Consider the following 24,579-nt stretch of genomic DNA (forward strand, 5'->3'; position numbering starts at 1 on the left):
ATAAAAAAGCATCAATATTGAGCGGCTGTCCTTGCAAGGCAGCCGTTTTTATTTACTAAATGCTGGTTGTTTTATCTCTTTCTGCGTTAACCTGCGTGCGACTTTTATACTTTAGTATCAATAAAAAATTACCACTATGGAAATAGGATTTATAGGATTAGGAAACCTTGGAACAGTGATGGTTGACAATCTGCTGGAGCGGGGAAGGCATTTGCATCTTTACAACAGGAGTAAGCAGAAATTGAAAGCATATGAAGGCAAAGCCACCATTCATGAATCCATTGCATCGCTTGCTGAAGCGTGCGATATAATTATCAGCATCGTATCGGATGATAAAGCTGTAGAGGCAATATCACTGGGTGATGATGGACTGGTGAATAACATGAAAAAAGGAGCTGTGCATGTTTGCTTGAGTACTATAGCTCCGGCTACATCGGCAAGCCTTCATGAGGCGCATCAGCAGAAGGGTCTAGAATATTTTTCTGCTACCGTTATAGGCAGACCTGAAGTAGCAAAAGCACGTAATACAACTGTTTGTATGTCTGGCATCACACAGCATAAAGAAGCGGTAGTAGAAGTCTTAAAAGATCTTGGTGGAAAGAACTTTTACGATTTTGGTGAAGATGTAAGAAGTGCTGCAGTAATAAAACTCTGCAACAACTTTTTAATATTGGCTGCATTGGAAGCAATGGGCGAAGCCTTTAACCTGGTGGCTAAATCAGGAGCCGATACAGCAGCTTTTTTCCAGATGATAACAGAAACTTTGTTCAGCGCGCCTATCTATAAGATCTATGGAAAGATAATTGTTGACAAAACATACGATACACCTGGTTTCACTTCGCAGTTAGGGTTAAAAGATACAAAGCTGGCGCTGGCCTTAGCGGAAGAAGTTGGTGCTACTGTACCCATTGCTGATGTTGTGAAAAATCATTTTATCATTAACCACAACCGTGGGAGAAATGGCTACGACTGGACCTCTATCGCAAAGGTGATAGAAGAGGAGAGTAGTAGTTTGTAAACCTGGATGGGGAAGAAGTTTCCATCTGGTTCAACAGGCTGTTCGTGATCATCCTCGCCTGGCTGTTTATCACAAACTGTAGTAAATCAATGAACAAGAGGACCAGGTTGCGCGGAAGAAGTACAGCTGGATGTTGCGGCCCAATACTTGTAAAACTTACATGGAGGAACTTATTTTTCACCAAAAAAGAAGATCATGAGCAATAAGAATGAGAAACATTCAGGAAATGTAGGACTAGACGGAACAGTAACAAATAACAAAGGCGAGAGCCAGCAGAATCCACAAAAAGGTGCAATGGGTGTAAGCAAAAAAGATACAGGTAAAAGGACTAAAGATGAATCACATGGGGCTAAAGAATACGTAGAAAAGAAACAACCAAATAGCATCTAAAACAACAAAAGCCGGGTAATCACCCGGCTTTTGTTTTATTTTAAAAGTATTTACAGGGCCTCTTTCAATGTGATTTCTACTACACCACCTTTTGCTTTATCTCCATGTTTTTTAGTCGCACTTTCACCCTTCAGAACATTCACTGTCTTGATCGCATCTTTATCAAGTTTGTCTATAGCTTCTTTAGTAGCAGCTTTACCATTGATGAAGTATAGAGGTTGATCACCTGCTGAACTGATCACCGTTGCCAAGCCATCAAAATTTTGGTTACCTCCAGATTTCGTGCTGATGATGATAACACCATTCTTACCTTTCTCACCATACTTTTCTGTAGCATGTTCACCTTTTAGTACATCTATACTATTGATACTTTCAGGTGCCATATCCCGCATCACAGAAGCGTGTGTTTCTTTGCCATCAACAATATACAGTGGTGGGTTCTTTGTAACTATTTGCTCTTTCCTTTCTCCAAGAGGGCTCTTCTTTTCTGCCTTATTCCTAGCATCTGCTGGCTTAGGAGAAGTGGCTGAACTACTTTCAGATTTATTACTCGATTTACCTTCGTCTGTAGTGGCCATTTTTTCTTTGATAATGATTTTAGTCTCGGTTTTTTGTGCTTCAGCATGCTGAACAGAAAGGGTTAATGATATGCCCATGCAGATCATAATAGCCAGCCCGCTGATGCGGCGCAGGTAACTGTATTTCGCGTTATTTGAAGTGGTGATCATAAATAAACGTCTTTTGATTTGTGATGAAAAAAATGGATTTATCAAGCCATCGAAACCGTTGCTTTTTGTTGGTACCGCCTGCAAGATCATTTGTGCAAATGCAGCTCCGTCTTGTGAGCGAATGGCTTTTCGATCGGCAAGAAATTCATGGATGGTATTCAACTCACGCCGCATCAGCCAAAAGAATGGGTTCATCCAAAACAGGCATAGCACAATAGATGAGAACATCTTGTCGATGCTATGTTGTTCGCGGATGTGAGTCAACTCGTGGTTCAGCATGCGTTGGCCATTTTCAGAAGCAGGATCTACATCGTGCCGCCAGAATAGCCAGTTGAAAAAAGAGAAAGGTGCTTCAGATAATTTAGTAACGATCAACTGAACATTATTAACCAAAGGCGTAGCAGCATGCTTTCTGTAGATACCAATGATTTTGCCTATACCAAATAGTAGCCTTGCAATAAAGAACAATGAAATTGCTGATCCTATCATAGCTGCTATTTGCCAAAAAGATATAGTTTCTTCTGCTACAGGAGCTGAATAGTTCCATGGCATATTATCCATGTAATAAGCAAGGTTCGCGTTTCCCTCATTTGCTACTACAGGTATGTTTACCAATGGTGCAGCAATAGAGATGGCAATAGCAGCCAGCAGGTAAAAGCGGTTCCACTGGTGGAAGCGTTCGTTGTACAGGGCTAACCTGTAGTAGCCAAATAACAAGCCCGAACAGCAGATCATTTTGATGAGGTATGCTTCCATAGCTACTTCTTTTTTAGTTCTTGCAATAGCATTTCAAGATCAGCGACGCTCAGTTGTTTTTGGTCTACTAAAAATGAAACGGCGTTACTAAACGACCCGTTGAAATAATTAGAAACAAGATTGCCCATTGTTGCGCGGCTATATTCTTCCTTGCTTACCAGTGCACTGTACAGGTTGTTGCGTCCAACAGCTTCTGCTTGTACAAACCCTTTATCGATCAAGATTTTCAGGATGGTTGCCACGGTATTACTATGCGGTTGAGGTGCAGGCATGGCTTCTACCACATCTTTCAGGTAAGAATGATCGCGTTGCCATACAGCTTGCATTACCTGCTCTTCTGCCTTTGTAAGTCCCCGCTCAATCACTGGGTTCTTCTTGTTACTCTTTTTCATTTGGTACCTCTTAATGTCATCCCGGAATGACAAAACAAATGTAACTAAAAAATTAGTTTGTAAACTATTTTATTAGTTATTAAATATTTTCTATAAATGTCGAGCAGGATATTACATTTTGAAATCAGGATAAAGGATGCTGATGATGTTCAACTTTGCCTCGGGCAGGTGTTGTTTGTGTTTAGCCATAAGATCTTTAGCTTTTGCCTGCTGGTCTGTCTTCAGGTATAATGCAGCTAGTTCAATGATGCCATCACCGAAAGCAGGCATATTCTTTTCCAGTCGTTCAAAATGTTTGATTGCCATTTCTGAGTCATCCATAGCATTATAAATGTTACCACGGTACAAGTCAAGGAAAGGGTCTTTATTGATCAGAGCGTCTAATTGATCTACATCGTTTAACGCAGCTTTGTAATCTTCCTGTAGAAAGTGATGATCGATCATCACCAGGTAAAGGTTGGGCTCGTTAGGGAAGCGTTTGGCGAAAGTGTTGATGGCTTCTTTATATGCATCATGGTCTACTTCCGAAAGTATCATAATATTCATCAACTGGAAGTTCTTCTGCTTCTTCAATTCATTAGGAAGGCCATCAAATTTTTCTTTAGCTTCTTCAAATCTTTTGGTAGTTATCATTTTACGCAATTCCAGTATCTCCTTATTATTTGCATCCGCAGTTCTCATGTTGTCCTTGTAGTACGACTGCATTCCAATACTTACATCCGCTAGTGTCTTGCTCATGTTCTCACCTGTGATATAAACATACAAGTCTGCAACTTTCAACTTGTCGCCCCTCCTCACCAGTTCCATATCATGGTAGTTAAGGCCTGAACTGCCATACATCCTGAACAACAGGTGTTGCTCATTGTCTTCTTTATAGTGTTTCACCAGTTCGTACGTTCCTTCCTCACCAAGTAGTTGCAATATCTCGTTTCCCAATTTTCTTTTCTCCAGGCCCTTCGTTATCTCGTTCAATACAGAATTTTCTACTTTGCCTTTTCCTGCGTCTTTCACTCTTTCTCTAAAAGTGGAAGGATCTATAAGATCATTGAAAACAGATGGGTTCTTTTTAGCGAAGCTTGTTTCTATTTCTTTGGCAAATGCTTTTGCTTCCTCATCAGTTACCGGGGGATCTATAACATTACACGAAAGGAACAAGCAATAAAAGGTGATGCTAAACAGTAATTTTTGCAGGAGGGTCATGTTGTTTTGGTTTTAAAGTACCTAATGTATAAAATAATCTTATGTGCGTAGGCTTATACTTGTACGCGAAGAAGGGATATGCTGCCCTTGCAGAAAAAGAAACAGTAGTAGATGAGATCAAGTAAATCCTTCTTCATTCTTAGAACAGGCTTTCTTTTACTGAAGCAATTTTTTTGAAGCATCCCGCTGACAGCCTGCTTTTCGTAATGTTATACATATTGTCTACAGCCATATTAAAGATGTTATTAAATCGTGTTGTGTAGCTGCAGTTATCCACAGGCATAGGCTGGGGCTTTAGGGTATATTTGTTTTACAGTTTGTGTAGCTATGGCAAATACTTTAAGAAAGAAGAAAACTCCGCCACCTCCAGATCCTGAGAAACTGGTTGCAGATAAAGAGGAAGAGGTAACGGTAAAGGAGATTGTGAAGGATGAACGTACTTACAAGATTGCCGGAACGGTGAGCCTGTTGGTATCACTGTTTTTATTTGTGGCGCTTGCATCATATGCTTTTACCTGGCAGGATGACCAGGATAAGGTGCACCAGTTTGGTGTAGAAATATTTAGCGTAGACGATGTAAGGGTGAATAACCTACTGGGCGTGCTAGGTGCTTATGTTGCACATTTCTTTATTTACAAAGCATTTGGCATTGCCTCTTTTCTCTTCTGTACATTCTTCTTTGTACTAGGCGTTAATCTTCTTTTTGGACGCAAGGTTTTTAGCCTGCAGCGAAATGTAAAATATGTGCTGAGCGGGCTGCTGGTAATTAGCGTTCTGATGGCCTTCATTTTTCGCAGTAGTGCGTTCAGTTTTGGTGGAGCTGTTGGCCAACTGGTAAGCGAATGGCTGGTAAAATGGATAGGCAATGTTGGAACAGGTTTACTCTTGCTGGTTACCGGCTTCAGTTATTTCGTATGGCGCTTCAACCCGAAGTTTACATGGCCTGATTACCTCTTCAATAAACCCACTATAAAACCTGCTGCTACCAGCACTGCCGCTTCAGTAGGTGAAATGCATGTAGATGGGAATGGTGAAATAACTGAGACGCCGCTGCATGAAGCAGGAGTAAAAACGGTACACGAACTTTACCTGGAGGAGAAAGAGGAAGCAGATGAATCGGCTAAACTTTATATAGAAAAAGATGTAGCCCATAGCAACAACAAGCTTAAGAACAATGGCAAGGGTGTGGTAGTAATGATGCCTGATGAACCTTCACCTGTTCAGAATGTGCAGCTGGAGATAATTGAAAAGGATGAACCGGAGGAAGAACCGTTTGTTGAAGAAGAGGAGGAGATTGAATTAGGAGAGGAAGTGGTAGCCGAAGAGGAAGAAATGCCTACTAACCAGATTCAGCTGGAGGTTGAGCCAGCTAATATTGTAGAGCTGGTTGAAATGGTAACAGCTGATGCTCCGCCACCGCCAGTATCGAAACGCGTGCATGTAAAACATCCTGACCCGGTGGTAGAGGAAATGGAACTGGAAATAAAAGACACGACCGAGGTAGCCATAGAAGAGGAGGAAGAGGAAATAGTGCTGGCGAAGCCAACCAAGATGGATCCTTACGAGCCAAAGCTTGACCTGCGCGATTATAAATATCCGTCACTTGAACTATTAGAAACACACGGTAGTGAGAAGATCGTGCACGACCCAGTAGAGCTGGAGAATAACAAAAACCAGATCATCAACACGCTCAAGAATTACGACATCACTATACAGCGTATTGCCGCAACCGTAGGACCTACCGTTACGCTTTATGAAATAGTACCTGCGCCGGGTGTACGTATCAGTCGTATTAAAAACCTGGAAGATGATATAGCGCTCAACCTTGCTGCTCTTGGTATACGTATCATTGCGCCTATACCAGGTAAAGGTACCATTGGTATAGAGGTGCCAAACGTGCGTAAGACGGTGGTAAGTATGAAGACTTTGCTGGCCAGCGAAAAGTTCCAGAACAGCGTGCACTCACTGCCCATAGCCATTGGTAAACGAATAGACAATGAACTATTCATTGTAGATCTTGCAACTATGCCGCACCTGCTAATGGCAGGAGCTACCGGGCAGGGTAAATCAGTAGGTTTGAATGCCATCCTCGTTTCACTGCTGTACAAGAAGCACCCATCGCAATTGAAGTTTGTATTGGTGGATCCAAAGAAGGTGGAGCTGAGCATTTACCGCAGCATCGAAAAACATTTTCTTGCTAAACTACCTGGTGAAGAAGAAAGTATCATCACCGATACAAAGAAGGTGGTTCATACGCTGAATGCGCTTTGTATTGAAATGGACAACCGCTACGACCTGTTGAAGGAAGCCGGTTGCAGGAACATAAAAGAATACAACGAGAAGTTCATTGCCCGCAGGTTGAATCCAGAGAAGGGCCACCAGTTCCTGCCTTTCATTGTATTGGTAGTGGATGAGTTTGCTGATCTTATCATGACCGCAGGTAAAGAAGTAGAGATGCCCATTGCCCGTTTGGCGCAGTTGGCTCGAGCTATTGGTATACATCTCATCATTGCTACGCAGCGTCCTTCGGTTAATATTATTACTGGTACCATTAAGGCAAACTTCCCTGCTCGTATTGCTTTTAAAGTTTCGAGTAAAATTGATAGCCGTACCATTTTGGATGCTGGTGGCGCAGAGCAGTTGATCGGTAAAGGGGATATGTTGATCAACTACAATGGAGAGCTTACCCGTTTACAATGTGCTTTTGTAGATACACCTGAAGTAGATGCTATCACTGATTTCATCGGAGATCAACGGGGGTACCCGCAGGCATTCCTGCTGCCTGAATATGTAGATGAGAAGGAACTGGAGACAAAAGACTTCGACAGCAGTAGCCGCGATCCATTGTTTGAAGATGCAGCACGATTGGTGGTGAGCAGCCAGATTGGAAGTACATCACTCATACAGCGACGAATGAAGCTCGGGTACAATCGTGCCGGCCGTTTAATGGATCAATTAGAAGCCGCAGGAATAGTAGGTCCGAATATGGGTAGCAAAGCACGTGAAGTGCAGGTAAAAAGCGAAATGGAACTGGAGGAGATATTGGGGCAGTTTTAGAGGTTTGGAGTTTAAGGTCTGAAGTTTAAGGTTTAAGGTTTGATGTTGGAGGTTGGAAGTTTGAGTTGGAGGTTAGAAGTTGGATTTTAGTGGTTAAAATTCCTGCTTCGTACTTCGTCTTTCGAACTTGTTCTCGTACCTCGTATTTCTTACCTCGTACCTGCCTTCTTCCCACTTCTTTAACATTCATTGTTTAAACAATTACCCTACCTGCTGGTCTTAAACCATTAATTTCGCACCCGTAAAAATCATAGAATGAAAAGATTATTATACCTATTTGCAGCATTTCTTATCTCCGCATCAGCATCTGCACAAGATGCAAATGCAAAAAAAGTTCTTGATCAGGTGAGTGCTAAACTGAAAACTTTCAAAGGCATCACAGCTAATTTTAATTATTCATCTAAGAGCCGTTCAGGTAAAGTGAACAATAATGTAGCCGGTAAAGTGGCTATCAAAGGCAATAAGTATTACATCAAGCAAGGTCCAACCGAAATATTCAGCGATGGTAACAAGATCTGGAACTACAATGGTTCTAACGAAGTAACTGTTAACACCGTTGATGCAGATGGTCAGACACTTACTCCACAAAAGCTACTTACTAACTTTTACGATAAAGACTTTACATACAAGTTGGTTTCATCTGCAGGCAATGCACACCAGATAGAAATGGTGCCGGTAGATAAGCGTAAGAACTTTCAGCGTGTTAATGTGTTTGTAGATAAAAGTAAGCTGATGATCACACGTGCTACTATCCTTGATAAGAGTAACAACACGATCGAGTTTAGTCTTAACAACATCAACACAAATGCATCTATAACTGATAACACATTCGTGTTCGACAAGAACAAATACAAAAAGAATATTGAAGTAATTGAATAGGTGAAAAATCATCTCCTCTACAAAGCGCCACCCATAGAAGGGTGGCGCTTTTGTTTACATCATTCCTGTATCTTGCGCACTATCAATGCGTAATTATGAAGCACCTGCCTCTTAACCCACAGTTGTTCATCAACAACCGCCAACGATTCATAAAGGAACTGAAGCCCAACAGTATAGCCATCTTTAATAGCAATGATGAAGTTTCTTCTAATGGTGATGCTATTTATCGTTTTGTACAAAACAGCGACCTGTACTGGCTTACTGGCATAGAACAGGAAGACACAATGCTGATACTTTTTCCAAATAATCCTGATCCTAAATACAGGGAGGTGCTGGTACTGGTAAGACCTAACGAAATGAAAGAAAAGTGGGATGGAAAAAGACTTCGTGCAAATGAAGCAACAGCAATATCAGGTATTGAGAAAATTGTATGGCTGGATAGTCTTGAAGCCTTGCTTCAGCCATGGATCCACCTTGCAGATACGATTTACTTAAATACAAATGAGAATGATCGGAAATCTGTTTTGCTGGAAACGCGTGATTATCGTTTTGCAAAGCAAATGAGAGAGCGGTACCCGCTGCACAACTACGAACGCTCTGCGAGAATAACCAAGAAGCTGCGTGCCATTAAAACAGCAGAAGAGGTGGAGGTAATGAAGACCGCCATTGATATTACTGAAAAAGCTTTCAGGCGTGTTCTCGGCTTCATACAGCCTGGTGTAATGGAGTATGAAATAGAGGCAGAAATAGTTCATGAATTTTTACGCAACCGTAGCAAAGGCGAAGCATATGGCAGCATCATTGCCAGTGGCGACAGGGCAAGAACATTGCACTACGTGAGTAACAATCAGGAATGTAAAGATGGTGAACTTGTACTGATGGATTTTGGTGCTAACTATGCTTCTTATGCTGCTGATCTTACGCGTACAGTACCTGTGAATGGAAAGTTCACAAAGCGTCAGAAAGAAGTTTATAATGCTTGTCTTCACCTGCACAAGTATGCGGCAAGTATTCTTAAGCCGGGCATCAGCATCATAGATTATACAGAAAGAGTAGGCGATGAGGCTACTAAGCAATTTGTAAAGATTGGTCTTCTTTCTGAGGCCGATGTTAAGAATGAAGATGCAGAGAACAGGGCTTATCGCAAGTATTTATATCATGGAATTTCTCATCATCTTGGTATAGATGTACACGATCTTGGAACGAGGACAGAACCCATCCAGGCCGGAATGTTATTTACAGTGGAGCCAGGTATCTATATAGAAGAAGAGGAGATGGGGATCAGGATAGAAAATAACTTCTGGATCACGGACAATGGAAATATTGACCTGATGAAGAATATTCCTATTGAAGCGGATGATATAGAGCAACTGATGAAGAGGTGAAAAAACACTAACTAAAAAAATGGCTACTGTTGTCTGAGGTCAGTGGTCAGTCGTCCTTAATTTATGAAGCAAATACCCAACATATTCACGCTGCTTAATTTGTTTTTTGGCTGCCTTGCTATTGTATTCATTCTGCAAAATGGGATGGTAGCTACAAGTAACGAAGGCGGTGATTTGATACTTATGTTACCTGAAAGGATCTACTGGGCTTCTGCCTTCATTGGTATAGCAGCTGTTATAGATTTCCTGGATGGCTTTGTTGCAAGGCTTTTAAAAGCCAGCAGCGAAATGGGAAAACAGCTGGATAGCCTCGCAGACGTGGTAAGCTTTGGTGTAGCGCCTGCAATGATCGTCTACCAGTTCCTGCGCCTGTCGTTTGCGCAGCAGCCTGATGGACTGGAAATATCGGCTGCATGGTTACTACCTGCATTCATCATTCCTTGTGCGGGTGCTTACAGGTTGGCGCGTTTCAATATTGATACTGAACAGTCTGAAAGATTTAAAGGTGTACCCATCCCGGCGGTAGGTTTATTAACTGCATCCTTCCCTTTGATCTATTGGTATTCAGGAAGCGAAACAGCCATCACTGTTCTGCTCAACCAATGGTTCTGGTTTGCTTACATAGCTATTGTATCGTGGCTGATGGTATCTACGCTGCCAATGATGGCGCTGAAGTTCAAAGACTACTCATTTATAAACAACATGTCGAAGTACCTGTTGATACTTGCAGCCATTGCATGTGCAATTTTCCTGCAATGGATGGCGGTACCGCTAGTATTTGCCATCTATGTTATTCTTTCACTTGCTACCAAAGCGCCACCACGTGATGTGGTAGTGCCGCATGATGTAACAAAGTAAATTCAACAGCAAATGATGATGTTGTTGGGTGATGTTAGAAAACAACTTCCAACTGACAATTATAACCAACCACCTACCTTTGCCGCGCTAAAACAACTTACTATGACTTATAATGTTCAAATAAAGGTAATGCCTCTAAAAGACCTGCTTGACCCGCAGGGAAAAGCTGTAATGTCTGGCTTACAAAATCTCGGTTTATCTGGTGTAGAAGATGTACGTGTAGGTAAACATATTACCCTACGTATAGATGCTGAAACAGAAGAAGCCGCAAAGCAGATAGCTGACGAAGCCAGCAAAAAACTACTCGCCAATCCTGTGATGGAGTTTTATGAAATTGAAATGATCAATTGATTTCAGATTAGATATTTCAGATTGAAGATTTCGGAGAGTAGAAAGAAAATTTCTAAATCTTAAATCTAAAAATCTTAAATCTAAAATTCCTCGAATGCTCTACCTCGTTCCCACACCTATAGGCAATCTTGCTGATTTCACTTTCCGCGCAGTGGAGGTGTTGAAGTCGGTGGATGTAATATTGGCGGAGGATACAAGGACTTCTTCTAAGCTTTTGCAGCATTATAATATTTCCAAACCCATTTCGCCTTACCACCAGCATAACGAGCATAAAGTTGCTGCGCATATTGCAGATCAACTGGCGGCAGGAAAAACCTTTGCCTTACTTACCGATGCAGGTACACCCGGCGTTTCTGATCCTGCTTTCCTGCTGGTAAGGGAATGTGTTCAGCGTGATATCAGGGTAGAGTGTTTGCCCGGTGCTACAGCCTTTGTGCCTGCACTGGTAAATAGTGGGCTGCCAATGAACCGGTTTACTTTCGAAGGTTTCTTGCCACTAAAAAAGGGAAGACATACCTTTCTTACCCGCCTGTCTACCGAAGAAAGAACAATGGTTTTTTATGAAAGTCCCATGCGCCTGGTAAAGACGTTAACCGAAATGATGGAGTACTTTGGTGAAGAAAGACAGTGCTGTGTGAGCAGGGAACTGACCAAGATGTTTGAAGAGAATAAGCGCGGAACGCTGCGCCAGGTAAGAGACTACTTCGAACAAAAAGCGGTTAAAGGTGAAATTGTGTTAGTGGTAGAAGGGGCTGCTGTGCTTAAAGGAAAAGCTAAGCGTGGGGAGGAGAATGATGAAGCAGAAGATTGAATACGGGTGAAAATGTAATTCAATATGATTATGAACAAAAGATGGTTAATGACATTGCTGATGTTGGCTTCCGTATACATGGCAAGTGCGCAGTTCAGGAAGCTTCCGGCAGAGGTGACAGATTCATTCAAAGTAAAATTTCCAACTGCTACCCAGGTTTCATGGAGAGACAGGTTAAATTCTTTTCAAGCTGAATTCAAAGAACAAGGTCAGCCGGTTAAAGCAAACTTCGCTTCTAATGGTGAATGGCTTAAGACTGAAAAAAGATACAATTATGAACTGCTGCCGGCAGCCGTAAAAGATGGTTTCAAGAAAAGTAAATATGCTGAATGGCTGATAAAAGAAGTAGTTGAAACGCACGATAAAAAAGATGGCCAGGAGTACAGGATCACTGTTCGAAAAGGTGATTTTTCTAAACGATACCTCCGATTTTCTGTAGCCGGCCAACTACTTGATGACTCACTCACACTGTAGCTTTTTCTCTTGCAGATATAGTATTGCTATAACAGTTGATGCTCATTATTTGCCCTACATTAGCACCTAACATAAAAGCATACCTGCTCTTCCCGCAGGTATGTTCATCAAAATAAAAAGACGATATCTTATAATGATCCAAAGATTAACAGTAGCGCTTTTTGCAGTCTTATTTTTTACTAATGCACAAGCGCAGCCAGACAGGTGGCAGCAACGGATTTCCTACAACATTGAAGCCTCATTGGATGTACAAACCAACCAATTAACAGGCACTGAAAAGATCGATTATTATAATAATTCACCAGACACACTCAATCGTGTGTTCTTTCACATGTATTGGAATGCGTTTCAGCCAAACAGCAGCATGGACGTGCGCAGCCGCGAATACGGGAACATCGTGCTTGGAAAGGATAGGGAAGGTAAGGACGTACGGGATTGGGATCGTAGGGTGCGCGACAGGATCTATAACCTGAAGCCTGATGAGGTGGGTTTTCAAAAAGCAGTGTTTGTAAAAGTAAATGGTAAGAACCAGCAACTGAAAGAGCACGAAACAATATTGGAAGTAGTATTAGATAGGCCAATTCTGCCGAAGTCTAAAACCAGCTTTGAAGTGAGTTTTGTTGCACAGGTGCCGCTTCAGATACGTCGTGCAGGCCGCGACAACGAAGAAGGTGTTCGCTACAGCATGTCGCAGTGGTATCCAAAAATGGTGGAGTATGATTACCAGGGATGGCATGCGAACCCTTACATAGCCCGCGAATTTTATGGCGTGTGGGGCGACTACAATGTGAAACTGACATTGGATAAATCTTATATGGTAGCAGCTACCGGTACTTTGGCCAATGCCGATCAAATAGGATTTGGATACACTGATGCCGCTGTTAGGCCTGCTTCTAATGCGAAAACACTCACTTGGAATTTTGTAGCACAGAATGTTCATGATTTTGCCTGGGCTGCCGATCCTACATATACTATGATAAAGCGCCAGGTAAAAAATGGCCCTATGCTTTACATCGTACATAAAAAAGATCAAGCACAGGATCATCGCTGGAAATTGCTTGCTGATACTGTTGAATTAGCCTTTCCGGTGATGATGAAAACGTTTGGTCCTTACCCATACAAGACATACGCTTTCATACAGGCAGGTGATGGTGGAATGGAATATCCGTTAGCCACTTTTGTAAAAGGACCTGGTATTGGAACAGCCATTCACGAATGGATGCATAGCTGGTTCCAGATGATGCTGGGCACTAACGAAAGCCTGCACCACTGGATGGATGAAGGATTTACAACTTATGCGTCTGAAAGAGTATTGGGTGAATTAAGAGGCAAAACCGGCTTTGTGCAGGAAGGTAGCTACAATGGCTACTTCCGTTTGGTACGCAGCGGACTGGAAGAACCAGCCAGCACACATGCAGATCATTTCAACACCAATTACGCTTATTCAAATGCCAGCTATTCTAAAGGAGCGGTATTTATCACCCAACTTGGATATATAGTAGGAGATAGTGTTCGTGATAAAATTTTACTCGATTACTACTGGCAGTGGCGTTTCAAGCATCCAAATCCGAATGATTTTATCCGGGTGGCTGAAAAAGCAAGTGGGATTGAACTGGACTGGTACAAAGAATACTGGATCAACAGCACAAAAACAATTGACTATGCCCTGGATAGTTTGTGGGAAGAAGAAGGCAAAACAAAGATCAGGATACGCCGGGTAAAGGAGATGCCAATGCCGATTGATGTACAGCTAACTTTTAAAGATGGCAGCAAAGAGATGCACAACATTCCGCTCAACCTGATGTATGGTGCAAAGCCTGTAGAAGATAAATCTATTCCAACAAAAGTTCATACACCATGGAAGTGGACGCATCCAACCTATGTTTTTGAAACCAACCGTAAGCTTTTCGATCTATCAGAGCTTCACATAGATCCTTCGCAGCGGCTGGCGGATGTGGACCGAAAGAATAATGTTCTAAAAATTCAATGGTAGTTATAGCACTGAAAAAGCACTGATGACCTCAGTGCTTTTTTTATGTCAGGTATTTGTATTCAATCGCTTTGGTAGCAGGCGCATGCGGTAAGCATTCATGGCCGTTTTACCCAGCTTAATGATCAATCGGTAATTAACCACTGCGCCAATGGGTGCTCCAATTACCGGTATCAGCTGCGCCATCTTAGCCAGGTCAAGATAGTCACGGTACTCCTGCTGGAACTTCCGCCAATCAAGTTCATTTATATCATCGGGTAGCAAAGCAGCTTTTTCGTCCCAATTTTCCATTTGCAGGTAAACTTGTTTCCGCGTTTCCTGGCTGCAGAAAGCAAGTTGGAAAATGTGAAGAATGTACAACCTTTCTTTATAATCCTTCACCTCGTAGCCATACACTGCAGCTAGTTCAAACAGCAGCTTCACTTTCAGCCCCATTAGTACAGGAAAATCTACCAAACCCAGCAGGATACCTCCGGCACCGGTTATACCACCTTCTGCAGCAGCGGTTTTCCTGTAGAAGTCAATTTTAGCCTGCACTGCTCCTTCACGTTGTTCTAATGTTCCTTCGTGCCTTGTTCGTTGGTTTAAGAGTTCAGCACCAAAGAGCACTCCCTTAAACAGCTGTTTAATAGCTGCAGTGATGGCATTGTGAACCTTTTCAGGTATGTAGCCATTGATCTTATCCTGCACCCGTTTTGCCAGTTTATTGGTGAACGAAGGACCTTTCAGCATTTCCTGCTGCCATTTTTTTAGTTCATCCAATGCCTGGTATTCGTACGAAGTCATAGTTATTTAATTACAGCGTGTCAACTCTTCCAGCTGTTGGAAGGAGAGATCCATCAAGTGATATTTACTGGCTGCATTAGGAAAGGAATAATGCCACCATTCCGTCTCAAGAGCACGAAAGCCATGTTTCTCCATTATTGTCCTCAGTAGCTTCCTGTTCTCAAGTACTTTTTTGCCCAGCTTCATATAGTTGTGGTGCGCCTTCTCCGAAAAATCATCAAACGCTGTAGGCATGGGTACTGCTTTACCATTGGAGAGATCGGCTAATGTGACATCTACCGCTGCTCCCCTGTTGTGGCCACTCCCTTTCCTGGGGTTAGCAGCATAACGTTCATCAGGAACCACCTGCCACATCTTTACAGTAGTAGAATAGGGGCGGTAGGCGTCAAAAAACAGGAGCGATAGATCCTTCTTTTTTAGTTCTTCCTGCACTTTTGCCAGCGCACGTGCCACTTCTACGCGTACAAAAACCTCCGGATCATGGTATAAAACCGTTTTTGTGAAATTGGCTGGCGTAGCATAAACAAGGCTGGTATATAGCGGATGTATAAAATTTTTTAATGCTACCATTCTTATTGATGTATCAGCCTTTACGAGCTTTTTATACATTTTTGGCACGCTAACTACCTGCAGCCCATACGCATTAGCAGGAACCACAATTTGTTGACTTTTCCCCACAACTGGGGAACTTAAGGCTATTATAATGAGGAAAAACCACATATAAGGCTTACTTTTGCACCTCATTGGTTGAAAAGGTATTAATTATTAACCCTCAAATCTACCAGTTTTGAAGAAACTCCTATTTATGTTCCTGGTGCTGCCGTTTATCACTTTAGCCCAGGCTCCTAAAGAAAAGAAAGATCCGATACAAGGCGTAGCAAGTTTTTATGCTCCTCACTTCAATGGCCTGCGTACCGCTACTGGTGAAATTTTCAAGCACTCTAATCTTACCGCTGCAAGCAATAATTTCAAGATCAACACACTTGTCAGAGTTACCAACCTACTAAATAACAAATCTGTTATTGTTAGGATCAACGACCGTATGCATGAAAGAATGGCTAAGAAAGGTCGTGTGGTAGACCTTACCAGTGCTGCCGCTAAAGTTCTTGGTGTAGGCATCAATGGCTTGCTTAAAGTGAAAGTAGAGCCTTACTTTGGCAGTGTTGATTAATTGCTGCTAAGTTTTTTTCCTGTTCTAAAACAGCATCCTATATTTACTGCTTATAAACTAACCTTCATGAGGAAAATTTCACTATTGGTGTGCCTTTCAATGGCTTCATCAATTCTTTTTGCCCAACAACCTGCGGCTGTTCCATTTACCAAAAAGCGCGGTTTGATGTTTGGCATTATGTTCAACGACTTCAGAACCCCGTCACTGCTTCAGTCAAGTTCAATTGGTTCTGTAATCAACAACAAGCAGCTTCCTAAGCTGAAGGACATGGATGCCGGTTTTAGTTTCACTTACCTTGAAACAATGGCCTCTAATGTTGATTTCACCTCGTCACTAGGTTTTTCTTTTTCTAATTATCCATTTAAGGACAGGGCGGCTTCACGTGATGAGCGCCTGCACATAGAAGGTGATGCAAACGTGAACCTTCGTTTGTTGCAAGATCGTTTTGCTATAAACCCTTACCTGACTGCAGGTGTAGGCGGATCTTACTATGATGTGTACTTTGGAGCATATGTACCTGTAGGTGCTGGTTTCCAGTTTAGATTGGGTGGTGAAGAGATCGTAAGACTACAGGCGCAGTATCGTTTTGGTATTACCGAGAATACTGCTAATCGTTTGAATTTCACTTTAGGTTTTGGCCAGATGTGGACTCCTGCAGCTCCAGTGCTTAAGCCTACACCTCCGGCACCAGTAGATGCTGATAGAGATGGTGATGGTATACCTGATTCTAAAGATCAGTGTCCTGATGTAAAAGGTGTAGCTCAATACAATGGTTGCCCGGTTCCTGATAGCGATAATGATGGCATTGCCGATGATAAAGACAAATGTCCTACAGTTCCAGGTTTAGCTAAATACGATGGTTGTCCTATTCCTGATCGTGATGGTGACAAGATCAATGATGAAGAAGATCGTTGCCCTGATGTAGCTGGTGTGGCTCGTTTGCAAGGATGTCCTGAAAAGGATACAGACGGTGATGGTGTAATGGATGATCTTGATCGTTGTCCGAACGAAGCCGGTCCTGCTAGCAACAATGGTTGCCCTGAAAGAAAAGCTCCTACAAAAGAAGAAGTAACTAAAGTGCAGGAAGCAGCTAAGTTTGTTTACTTCGAAACAGGAAGTGCAAAATTGAAAGCAGCATCTACACCTGCATTGCAGCGCGTAGTGAAGATAATGACTGATAACAATGATGCTACTATCACCATTGAAGGTCATACAGACAATACAGGTTCTGCTCAGTTGAACCAAAAGCTGTCTGAAGATCGTGCAGCGTCAGTTAAGAAATATCTTGTAGATAAAGGTATCAGCGAAAGCAGGATAACTTCAGTAGGTTACGGTTTTGACAAACCAGTAGCACCAAACACTACAGCTGCGGGTCGTGCTAAAAATAGAAGAGTAGTAATGACACTTGAATAAGTGCCAAACTATAATTATACATCTTTCAAAGCGTCTTCTTTTTAGAAGGCGCTTTTTTTGTGCCTGCTGCTAATAATCCAAGTTCCAGCGCATTGTGGACAGCCCATACTTCTATATCGTTGTTGAAGTAAACAAAGGCCTCTTTAATTCTTTTGTCTGCGTCTACAGTATCTGCGAAAGCTTGTAAAGATTGAGTGCTGTATGGAGACCTATAAAGATCTGGTACACCATGAAAGCGGTAGTAAAGCACCTGGTTATTTTGAATAACATCATCGGGCAGTAAGGGATGGCTTTGGCCGCAAAACGTGATGTTGTGCATGGAAAGCTTAGCAAAGACCTCCGCGTTCCACCACGTTTCGTGCCTGAACTCTAACACATTCTTTTGCGACAGATCCAGTGCTTCAATGATGCGATCTAGTTTCTCTTCTTTATAAGCCATCCTTGGCGGCATCTGGAAAAGCACACATCCCAATTTCTCTTTTAGCCCTTCCTGGATAACGCCGTAGAAGTCGCTCAGTAATTGCCCGCAGTTGATGAACTGCTTGTAATGCGTAATTCCTTTTGGAGCTTTTACAGAAAAATTGAAATCAGCAGGGCTCTTTTCATACCATGCCTGCACCATTGGTAATTGGGGAAACTTGTAAAAGGTTACGTTTAGTTCTAAAGTCTTGAATCTTTCGCTATAGAATTCAAACCACCGTTTTTGTGGCAGGTCAGCCGGGTAAAAAGGACCTTTCCAGTTCTTGTAGTGAAATCCTGAGCAACCAATATGCCAATTGGCCATACATCTTTATTTGCCACACAGGTACAATTTGCACACCAGCAGCAAAAGAAAACGCCCACATAAAGTGGGCGCTTCAATATTAGTCTCTTCTCGGCATCACCGCTTTGGGTGGTTGCTGGTTCTGCTGGTTGTTATTCTCCTTTTCTTTCCTTTCCTGCTCCCTGCGTAGCCTGCGCTTTTCCCGCCGGCTCAGGTTATCTTCTTCCTCAGCAGGTGCCTGGGTGGCGGAAGGTGGTTTTTGAGCATCTACTTTAGGAACAAGTGGATTATCGGCTGGTTTACCACCAGGTTTGGCTTTTTCTACAGGTATTTCGCTTTCTGCACCGATTTCCATTGCCCCTTCCTGCGGAATGAGGTAATCCTCTGAGCTGCCATTACCCATATCTTCTCCCTCAGCACCAGGCTGGTAGCCGCGGATATTGTTCAGGTAGTCGAAAATGATATCGTTGCTCATTACTTCAGGCTTAGAGAATTTAGCTTCCCTGTCTATACCTAAAGTCTTGTCATCATACGCTTTGCTGAAGAAGTACGCCCAAATAGGAAGCGCTGCAGATGAACCCTGCCCCACATTAGTAGAGTTAAAACGGATAAAACGGTCATCACAACCTACCCATGCACCTGCCAGTAACTGTGGTGTGTAGCCCATGAACCAGGCATCGCTGTTATCGTTTGTGGTACCTGTTTTACCGGCAACTTCACCATTGATACCATAACTGGCCATACGGCGTCCTGTTCCATTTTTTATAACGCCTTGCATCATTAAGGCAATGGTGTAAGCTGTTACTTCACTGATGATCTCTTTGCGCTGTGCAGGTAAAAAGTTCTCCAGCACATTGCCATTTTTATCTTCAATACGCGCAATCATCAATGGCTTGCTGTTGAAACCACGACCAGGGAACATGCTGTAGGCCTGCATCATTTCGTAAAGGCTGATCTCGCATGAACCAAGTGCTATTGACGGGTAAGCATCAACTTTAGCCTGCATATTCGTTTTTTGCAAAAACTCTACAAATCGACGCGGTCCATCATTGCTATTATTGCCTAACTGCTTCATGATGTATGCAGATGCACAGTTGCGTGATTGCGCCAATGCTGAAGACATAGGCATTGATCTGCCGGTACAGCTGGCGCCGGTAGCCGGTACTTGCCCATAGCTTCCAAAAGATTGTTGTACGTCTACCACGGTAGTATTGGGTGTAAAACCTGCCTCTTCTACAGCTAAACCATAAAGAAGCGGTTTTATAGTACTACCTACTTGCCTGCGCGTATTTGGGTTTACGTGGTCGAACTTGAAATTCTTGAAATCTATTCCACCTACCCATGCTTTGATTTCTCCACTTATTGGATCCATTACCATGAAACCAGCCTGCAGCATCTGGCGGTGGTATTTGATAGAATCCATTGGCGTCATGGTAGTATCCGTTTCTCTTTTGTTGTTCCAGGCGAAAATCTTCATAGGAACTTTCTTCGAGAATGTCTTCTTTATCTCTTCATCTGAAAGACCATCTTTCTTCAGGTTTTTCCACCTGTCGGAGTCTTTCATGGCTTTATTCAATACATCCTCGCGGCCTTTCCAAACACTACCATTCTTTATGTTGCTCTGCGAGTTCAGGATCTTTTGCATATAGCTGATGTGCTTGCTTACAGCTTCTTCAGCATACAACTGCATACGCGGGTTAAGCGTAGTGTATATCTTCAAACCATCGCGATACAGATCGTAATTATCGCCGTTTGGCTTTTTATGCTCTTTACACCACTTTTTCATTTCCTGGCCAAGTACCATCCTGAAATAGGGAGCAAGACCAGCATTCTCATCCATCTTTTTATAATTGAGTGCTATTGGCTTCAGTTTCAGTTTTTGAGCCTCCTGGTCTGTAAGAAATTTATTCCTTACCATTTGCTCCAGTACTGTGTTACGGCGGTCAAGTGCCAGTTTAGGATTAACACGAGGATTATAAAGGGTAGAACCTTTCAGCATTCCCACTAATACAGCCGCTTCTTCTATATTGATTACATCCGGGTCTTTCTGGAAAAAGGTACGGCTGGCATTGCGGATACCGTAAACATTATCACCAAAAGGAACCGTGTTGAGGTATAGCGCAAGTATCTCGTCTTTTGTAAAGTTTCTTTCAAGTTTTATGGCAATGATCCACTCTTTTAGTTTCTGCATACCACGAGAAACCGGGTTACGTGCCCTGTTGCCGGTAAAAAGATTGAGCGCTAACTGTTGAGAAATTGTACTAGCACCACCTTCTTTACCAAGATTGACAACGGCACGTGCAAGAGAACGTCCGTCAATACCGCTGTGCGAGTAAAACCTTTCGTCTTCCGTAGCTATAAGCGCCGAAACAATATGCTTGCTGATGTTGTGGAATTCAACATTGGTCCTGTCTTCCAGGTAATATTTACCCATTACCGTTCCATCGTCGGCAATTACTTCACTGGCAATGGAAGCGCTTGGGTTTTCCAGGTCTTCAATAGAAGGCATTTTTCCAAAAACACCCCAATTGGCTAAAAGCAGGATAAGAACAAAGGAGGCAAAACCGATAAGCACCAGTCGCCAGAATATTTTTACAGATCTACGCATGTGTTGATAGTTGCAAAGCAGGAGATTTAAAGGCAATTTTCCTGCCTGATTTTGTTTAGCTACAAAACTAGGTAAGTAGCTATCAATGGTGATTGTATGTCAGTTAAAATTTGTCAGGAAATGCTTGCTTCAGTAATTGTTGATAAGCATTCATGTCTTTATTGTTTTTTAGAACATCAAGGTTTGACTGGCTGATAACGATAAAGCTGTACTTATCTACTGCAAGCCATGGAATGATCCTGCCTTTAGAAACTGGTTTTACTTTGTCTATATAGCTTAGTGCAGCACCTGCATTGTCAAATGGACCTTGCAATACCATGCTATACCGCTCGTCGAGCTTTAGCGGCGATATATCTATTCGCTGGCTGTAGAAGGCTTCTTTGTTATACCTGTTGAACGCGTTCCGCGCTTCACTGGCGTATACTTCGTCTACTTTATCCAGCAGTACCACCACAAAGTGCCTGTCGGATTCTACAATGGCAAAATCCTTAGATCGTGCAAGTACACGAGGTGCGGCTACAGTATCCTTTTTAACAGGTGGAGTTTCCTGCTTTACCACCGGCTCTTCTTTTTTAGCTACAGCAGTATCTTTTTTTACAGGTGGAGTTTCCTGCTTCACTACAGGTTCCTCTTTTTTAGCCACAGCAGTATCTTTCTTCACCGGAGGAGTTTCCTGTTTTACAACGGGCTCTTCTTTTTTAGCCACAGCTGTATCTTTCTTAGCTGGAGGTGTTTCCTGCTTTACTACAGGTTCCTCTTTTTTAGTCACAGCAGTATCTTTCTTAACAGGAGGAGTTTCCTGTTTTACCACAGGCTCTTCTTTCTTAGCTACAGCAGTATCCTTCTTAGCTGGAGGTGTTTCCTGCTTTACTACTGGTTCCTCTTTCTTAGCCACTGCAGTATCTTTCTTTACCGCAGGAATCTCTGGCTTTACAACAGGTTCTTCTTTCTTAGTAATTGGTGGCTCAGGTTTTACAACAGGTTCTTCTTTTTTAATAACCGGCGGAGTGGCTGGTGTAACTACAGGTGTGGTGGATGGAAGAGAAGTGCCTGCAGCAAGATCTCTGTCCGCTGGTTCTACCTGTAGATTTGTCAAATAATCCTCAATTTGGCTGCGGCGTTTCAAAACATCAATCATTGTCTTTGCCTTTTCTGCCAAAGGACTTTCGCTATGCAGGGTGTGCAGGTTTGTAAGTGCTGCAATGGCTGCACTGTCTTCTCGCTGTTTTACATAGTAGATAGATTCGATGAATAAGAGCTGCGGTGTCCAGTATGTTTTGCCGTAAGTGCTGTCTGCAATACGCTTCTCATTTTTAGCTTCGTCAAAACGACCTTCTATAAACATGTTATAGATGCCTTCGTACTTTTTGGTAGCTGCTAAATGTTGCGGACTGTCTTTTTCAACCTTAGGCTGATTTAGTAAAGCAGCAAATTTGTTGTCGCTGCCCAATTGCGAAAGTTTGCTTCTATAGGCAGCTGCTTTTGCCTTGTCGCCGGTTTTATCATAAGCATATACCAGGTTGAACATAGCTTCTGCTTCATGTACATTACCGGGAAAACGGCTAAGCAATTCTTCCAGCACTTCTATAGCGGATGGATAATCTTCCAGTTTATTCACCAGAACCTTGGCATTTCCCATAAGTGCATCTATGATGGCATTGTTGCTTTCCTGCTTGGCTTCTTCGGTAAGTGGAAGCGCAGCTAAAAGACCTTCTAAAGAAAGTGCTGGCTGTTTTGATTCTACCAGGTCTTTGGATGCCTGTGCTTCGGCGTTCTGAGCAATGACTTTACGATTAACCGCAGCCTGGCGGCGCCAGTTATCTATGTTTGGCCTTTCGCCCCACTTGGTCTTAAATTCATTGAAGCCTGCTGCTTTTTGCGAAGCATTATAAAAATAGAAATCATTGCTTTTGCTGTCTGTGCCAAACATATCAGGTGCCTGTGCACGAATGGCAGGATTGGAAACCTGTACATCTTCTTCCTTCAGCCCCTGCTCTTTACGGATCTGCCTTAGCTGTTTGCGTAAGATGGCATCACGCTGATCTGCAGGCATAGAGGCAAGATGCTGAAGACTGTCATTTTTGTAGATGATAGCATCATTTTCAGCCAGGATCTGTAATGGAGGTTTACGCGTTGAAACCCTTTGCTTTTCTTCGGGAGCCACTAAAATATTTACATCCACACTATCGTAAAACCTGTGCGAATTACCATACTTCTTACGGTTGTAATTCATGTCGCCTAACATTAGGAACGACTGGTTGCGCTGCAAAGGATTATTGGTAGACCTAGCTACACTTTTTAGCAACAGGTTTTGTGCGTTATCATAATTATTACGTTCTAATTCTATTGAAGCAGCAGCGAAATAAATGATATCCCTATAGTTCTCATATTTATCTCTGCGCGCCATCTTTACCAGCGCATCAATATTTTGTTGCAGGTGATCTTTATTGTCACCCCTGTCTATCTTGATGGAATTTAAACGTGCATACACATCCATCACAGGATCGTTTGTATGCTTGATGCTGCGCTCATAAAACTTTACAGCATTTTCATAATCACCTGAAATATGATACATCTGCGCAATCAGGTATTCCCATCTTGCTTTTTCCTGTCCGTTCTCAGCTTCGCTCAATGCTTTACTCAAATAGAGCGCTGCACTGTCGTATAGCTTTTGTTTGTAGAACCAATAAGCAAACGATTCGTTGAGGCTGGTTTGAAGGCGCTTTGGGAAATTAGGATCGTTACGTAAAATTTCTATGATACCTGCGGCTTCTGGGTATTCTTCTTTTTCAATGAAAGTGCGCACTTGCCATAAAAAACTTTCGTTGCGGCTAGGCTGGTGCGTAATGATCTTTTTCAGCCCTTTGTTTTCTTTACTGGCAATACTGAACTCGCCTTTGTCATTGCTCGCATTACTACCTATAGGAATATCATAACCACCTTCTTCCTTTGGTGCGAAGGCATAGTTGATATACTGCAAGGTCATTCCGGCAGAGTCGAGGTCGTTCCGAAAGAAATATGCCTTGGCAAGCAACAGGTACATATTGTCAACCCAGTCATTCCGCAGATCGTGCAACAAAATACCTGCGGTTGATTTATATATAACAGAGTCGAGTTCTGATTTATCCTGCGCGGTTACGTCTAATGAATAGTTATAAAAGGGGAGGAGCTGGCTGTAATCATCTTTATGTGTAGACTTCGCTTTTTCTATTACATCATTCAGCCTTGTATTAGCATTGAAGTAATAGTTATAATGTGTAGTAGTATTGGATAGGATCCTTCGTGGCAGCGTAAATTTTTTTTCACCCGTTTTTTCTGCACCGAGCTTACGGTTCTCAAATTTGTCTGGCTTTTTAAGCTCAATTTCGGCACCTGGTTGTGCCATTGCAGAAGTAAATATTATACAGGTAAATAGGGTGAAAAAGGTGCGTGCCATCTGCTTCATAGATACTATGCTGCTACTGAATAAAGGGTTCCACATAAAAGATTTTTAAAAGTAAGGTTATTTTTCATTTTCAACCTGTGGAATGCAGGCAAGGCCATACCTTT

20 protein-coding genes are annotated in these 24,579 nt (G+C 42.5%); 12 read left to right on the plus strand and 8 right to left on the minus strand.

Going from position 1 to position 24,579, the window contains the following annotated elements:
* Nucleotides 1–136 precede the first annotated feature (136 nt).
* The gene (locus J4N22_RS05510; RefSeq protein WP_207492694.1) at nucleotides 137–1,018 is read left to right on the plus strand and encodes an NAD(P)-dependent oxidoreductase; all 882 of its coding nucleotides are present in this window, start codon (nucleotides 137–139) and stop codon (nucleotides 1,016–1,018) included.
* Between the two features lie 195 nt (nucleotides 1,019–1,213).
* Nucleotides 1,214–1,408, plus strand: a complete 195-nt coding sequence (locus tag J4N22_RS05515) for a hypothetical protein (protein WP_207492695.1) — start codon at nucleotides 1,214–1,216, stop codon at nucleotides 1,406–1,408.
* 50 nt (nucleotides 1,409–1,458) lie between these two features.
* Here the strand turns inward: J4N22_RS05515 and J4N22_RS05520 are convergent, their stop codons facing one another.
* From J4N22_RS05520 to J4N22_RS05530, 3 genes are all read right to left on the minus strand, one after another.
* Complete coding sequence (locus tag J4N22_RS05520; RefSeq protein ID WP_207492696.1) at nucleotides 1,459–2,892, minus strand: M56 family metallopeptidase; 1,434 nt, start codon at nucleotides 2,890–2,892, stop codon at nucleotides 1,459–1,461.
* A gap of 2 nt (nucleotides 2,893–2,894) precedes the next feature.
* Nucleotides 2,895–3,284 (minus strand): BlaI/MecI/CopY family transcriptional regulator, encoded by a 390-nt coding sequence (locus tag J4N22_RS05525; RefSeq protein WP_207492697.1) that lies wholly within the window; start codon nucleotides 3,282–3,284, stop codon nucleotides 2,895–2,897.
* 111 nt (nucleotides 3,285–3,395) lie between these two features.
* Nucleotides 3,396–4,484 carry a tetratricopeptide repeat protein gene (locus tag J4N22_RS05530; protein ID WP_207492698.1) on the minus strand — a complete coding sequence of 363 codons (1,089 nt, stop codon included), beginning with the start codon at nucleotides 4,482–4,484 and terminating at the stop codon, nucleotides 3,396–3,398.
* A gap of 327 nt (nucleotides 4,485–4,811) precedes the next feature.
* Between J4N22_RS05530 and J4N22_RS05535 the strand changes: the two genes are divergently transcribed.
* The 8 genes from J4N22_RS05535 (at nucleotide 4,812) to J4N22_RS05570 (ending at nucleotide 14,292) form a co-directional block, all read left to right on the plus strand.
* Nucleotides 4,812–7,541, plus strand: a complete 2,730-nt coding sequence (locus J4N22_RS05535) for a DNA translocase FtsK (protein ID WP_207492699.1) — start codon at nucleotides 4,812–4,814, stop codon at nucleotides 7,539–7,541.
* Nucleotides 7,542–7,796: 255 nt separating this feature from the next.
* Entirely contained in the window at nucleotides 7,797–8,420 is a 624-nt protein-coding gene (gene lolA1, locus J4N22_RS05540; RefSeq protein ID WP_207492700.1) for an outer membrane lipoprotein periplasmic chaperone LolA1, read from the plus strand.
* A 95-nt stretch (nucleotides 8,421–8,515) separates the two neighbouring features.
* Complete coding sequence (locus tag J4N22_RS05545; RefSeq protein WP_207492701.1) at nucleotides 8,516–9,805, plus strand: aminopeptidase P N-terminal domain-containing protein; 1,290 nt, start codon at nucleotides 8,516–8,518, stop codon at nucleotides 9,803–9,805.
* 63 nt (nucleotides 9,806–9,868) lie between these two features.
* Nucleotides 9,869–10,663 (plus strand): CDP-diacylglycerol--serine O-phosphatidyltransferase, encoded by a 795-nt coding sequence (gene pssA / locus J4N22_RS05550; RefSeq protein ID WP_207492702.1) that lies wholly within the window; start codon nucleotides 9,869–9,871, stop codon nucleotides 10,661–10,663.
* A gap of 102 nt (nucleotides 10,664–10,765) precedes the next feature.
* Nucleotides 10,766–11,014: a phosphoribosylformylglycinamidine synthase subunit PurS gene (purS, locus tag J4N22_RS05555; protein ID WP_207492703.1), complete on the plus strand. Its 249-nt coding sequence runs from the start codon at nucleotides 10,766–10,768 to the stop codon at nucleotides 11,012–11,014.
* Between the two features lie 94 nt (nucleotides 11,015–11,108).
* Nucleotides 11,109–11,825 carry a 16S rRNA (cytidine(1402)-2'-O)-methyltransferase gene (rsmI, locus tag J4N22_RS05560; protein WP_207492704.1) on the plus strand — a complete coding sequence of 239 codons (717 nt, stop codon included), beginning with the start codon at nucleotides 11,109–11,111 and terminating at the stop codon, nucleotides 11,823–11,825.
* A gap of 48 nt (nucleotides 11,826–11,873) precedes the next feature.
* Nucleotides 11,874–12,299 carry a PepSY-like domain-containing protein gene (locus J4N22_RS05565; RefSeq protein WP_207492705.1) on the plus strand — a complete coding sequence of 142 codons (426 nt, stop codon included), beginning with the start codon at nucleotides 11,874–11,876 and terminating at the stop codon, nucleotides 12,297–12,299.
* Nucleotides 12,300–12,432: 133 nt separating this feature from the next.
* Entirely contained in the window at nucleotides 12,433–14,292 is a 1,860-nt protein-coding gene (locus J4N22_RS05570) for a M1 family metallopeptidase (protein ID WP_242692066.1), read from the plus strand.
* 45 nt (nucleotides 14,293–14,337) lie between these two features.
* Here J4N22_RS05570 and J4N22_RS05575 read toward each other — a convergent pair whose 3' ends face one another.
* Together J4N22_RS05575 and J4N22_RS05580 are read right to left on the minus strand one after the other, a co-directional pair.
* Nucleotides 14,338–15,075, minus strand: coding sequence for an EcsC family protein (locus J4N22_RS05575; RefSeq protein ID WP_207492706.1), 738 nt, complete (start codon nucleotides 15,073–15,075; stop codon nucleotides 14,338–14,340).
* 6 nt (nucleotides 15,076–15,081) lie between these two features.
* Nucleotides 15,082–15,684 (minus strand): M15 family metallopeptidase, encoded by a 603-nt coding sequence (locus tag J4N22_RS05580; protein WP_207492707.1) that lies wholly within the window; start codon nucleotides 15,682–15,684, stop codon nucleotides 15,082–15,084.
* A gap of 178 nt (nucleotides 15,685–15,862) precedes the next feature.
* On the opposite strand from J4N22_RS05580, the gene J4N22_RS05585 reads away from it, so the two are divergent.
* Both J4N22_RS05585 and J4N22_RS20145 read left to right on the plus strand, forming a co-directional pair.
* A complete protein-coding gene (locus J4N22_RS05585; protein ID WP_207492708.1) occupies nucleotides 15,863–16,246 on the plus strand; it encodes a septal ring lytic transglycosylase RlpA family protein in 384 nt (127 codons plus the stop codon).
* 66 nt (nucleotides 16,247–16,312) lie between these two features.
* Complete coding sequence (locus J4N22_RS20145; protein WP_207492709.1) at nucleotides 16,313–17,659, plus strand: OmpA family protein; 1,347 nt, start codon at nucleotides 16,313–16,315, stop codon at nucleotides 17,657–17,659.
* A gap of 25 nt (nucleotides 17,660–17,684) precedes the next feature.
* On the opposite strand, the gene J4N22_RS05595 is transcribed toward J4N22_RS20145, so the two are convergent.
* The 3 genes from J4N22_RS05595 to porW form a co-directional block, all read right to left on the minus strand.
* Nucleotides 17,685–18,443, minus strand: a complete 759-nt coding sequence (locus J4N22_RS05595) for a DUF72 domain-containing protein (protein ID WP_207492710.1) — start codon at nucleotides 18,441–18,443, stop codon at nucleotides 17,685–17,687.
* A 79-nt stretch (nucleotides 18,444–18,522) separates the two neighbouring features.
* Entirely contained in the window at nucleotides 18,523–21,030 is a 2,508-nt protein-coding gene (locus J4N22_RS05600; RefSeq protein ID WP_207492711.1) for a transglycosylase domain-containing protein, read from the minus strand.
* A 103-nt stretch (nucleotides 21,031–21,133) separates the two neighbouring features.
* Nucleotides 21,134–24,511 (minus strand): type IX secretion system periplasmic lipoprotein PorW/SprE, encoded by a 3,378-nt coding sequence (gene porW / locus J4N22_RS05605; RefSeq protein WP_207492712.1) that lies wholly within the window; start codon nucleotides 24,509–24,511, stop codon nucleotides 21,134–21,136.
* Between the last annotated feature and the right edge of the window lie 68 nt (nucleotides 24,512–24,579).

The sequence above is a fragment of the Aridibaculum aurantiacum genome, from assembly GCF_017355875.1.
GTDB classification, from domain to species: Bacteria; Bacteroidota; Bacteroidia; order Chitinophagales; family Chitinophagaceae; genus Segetibacter; species Segetibacter aurantiacus.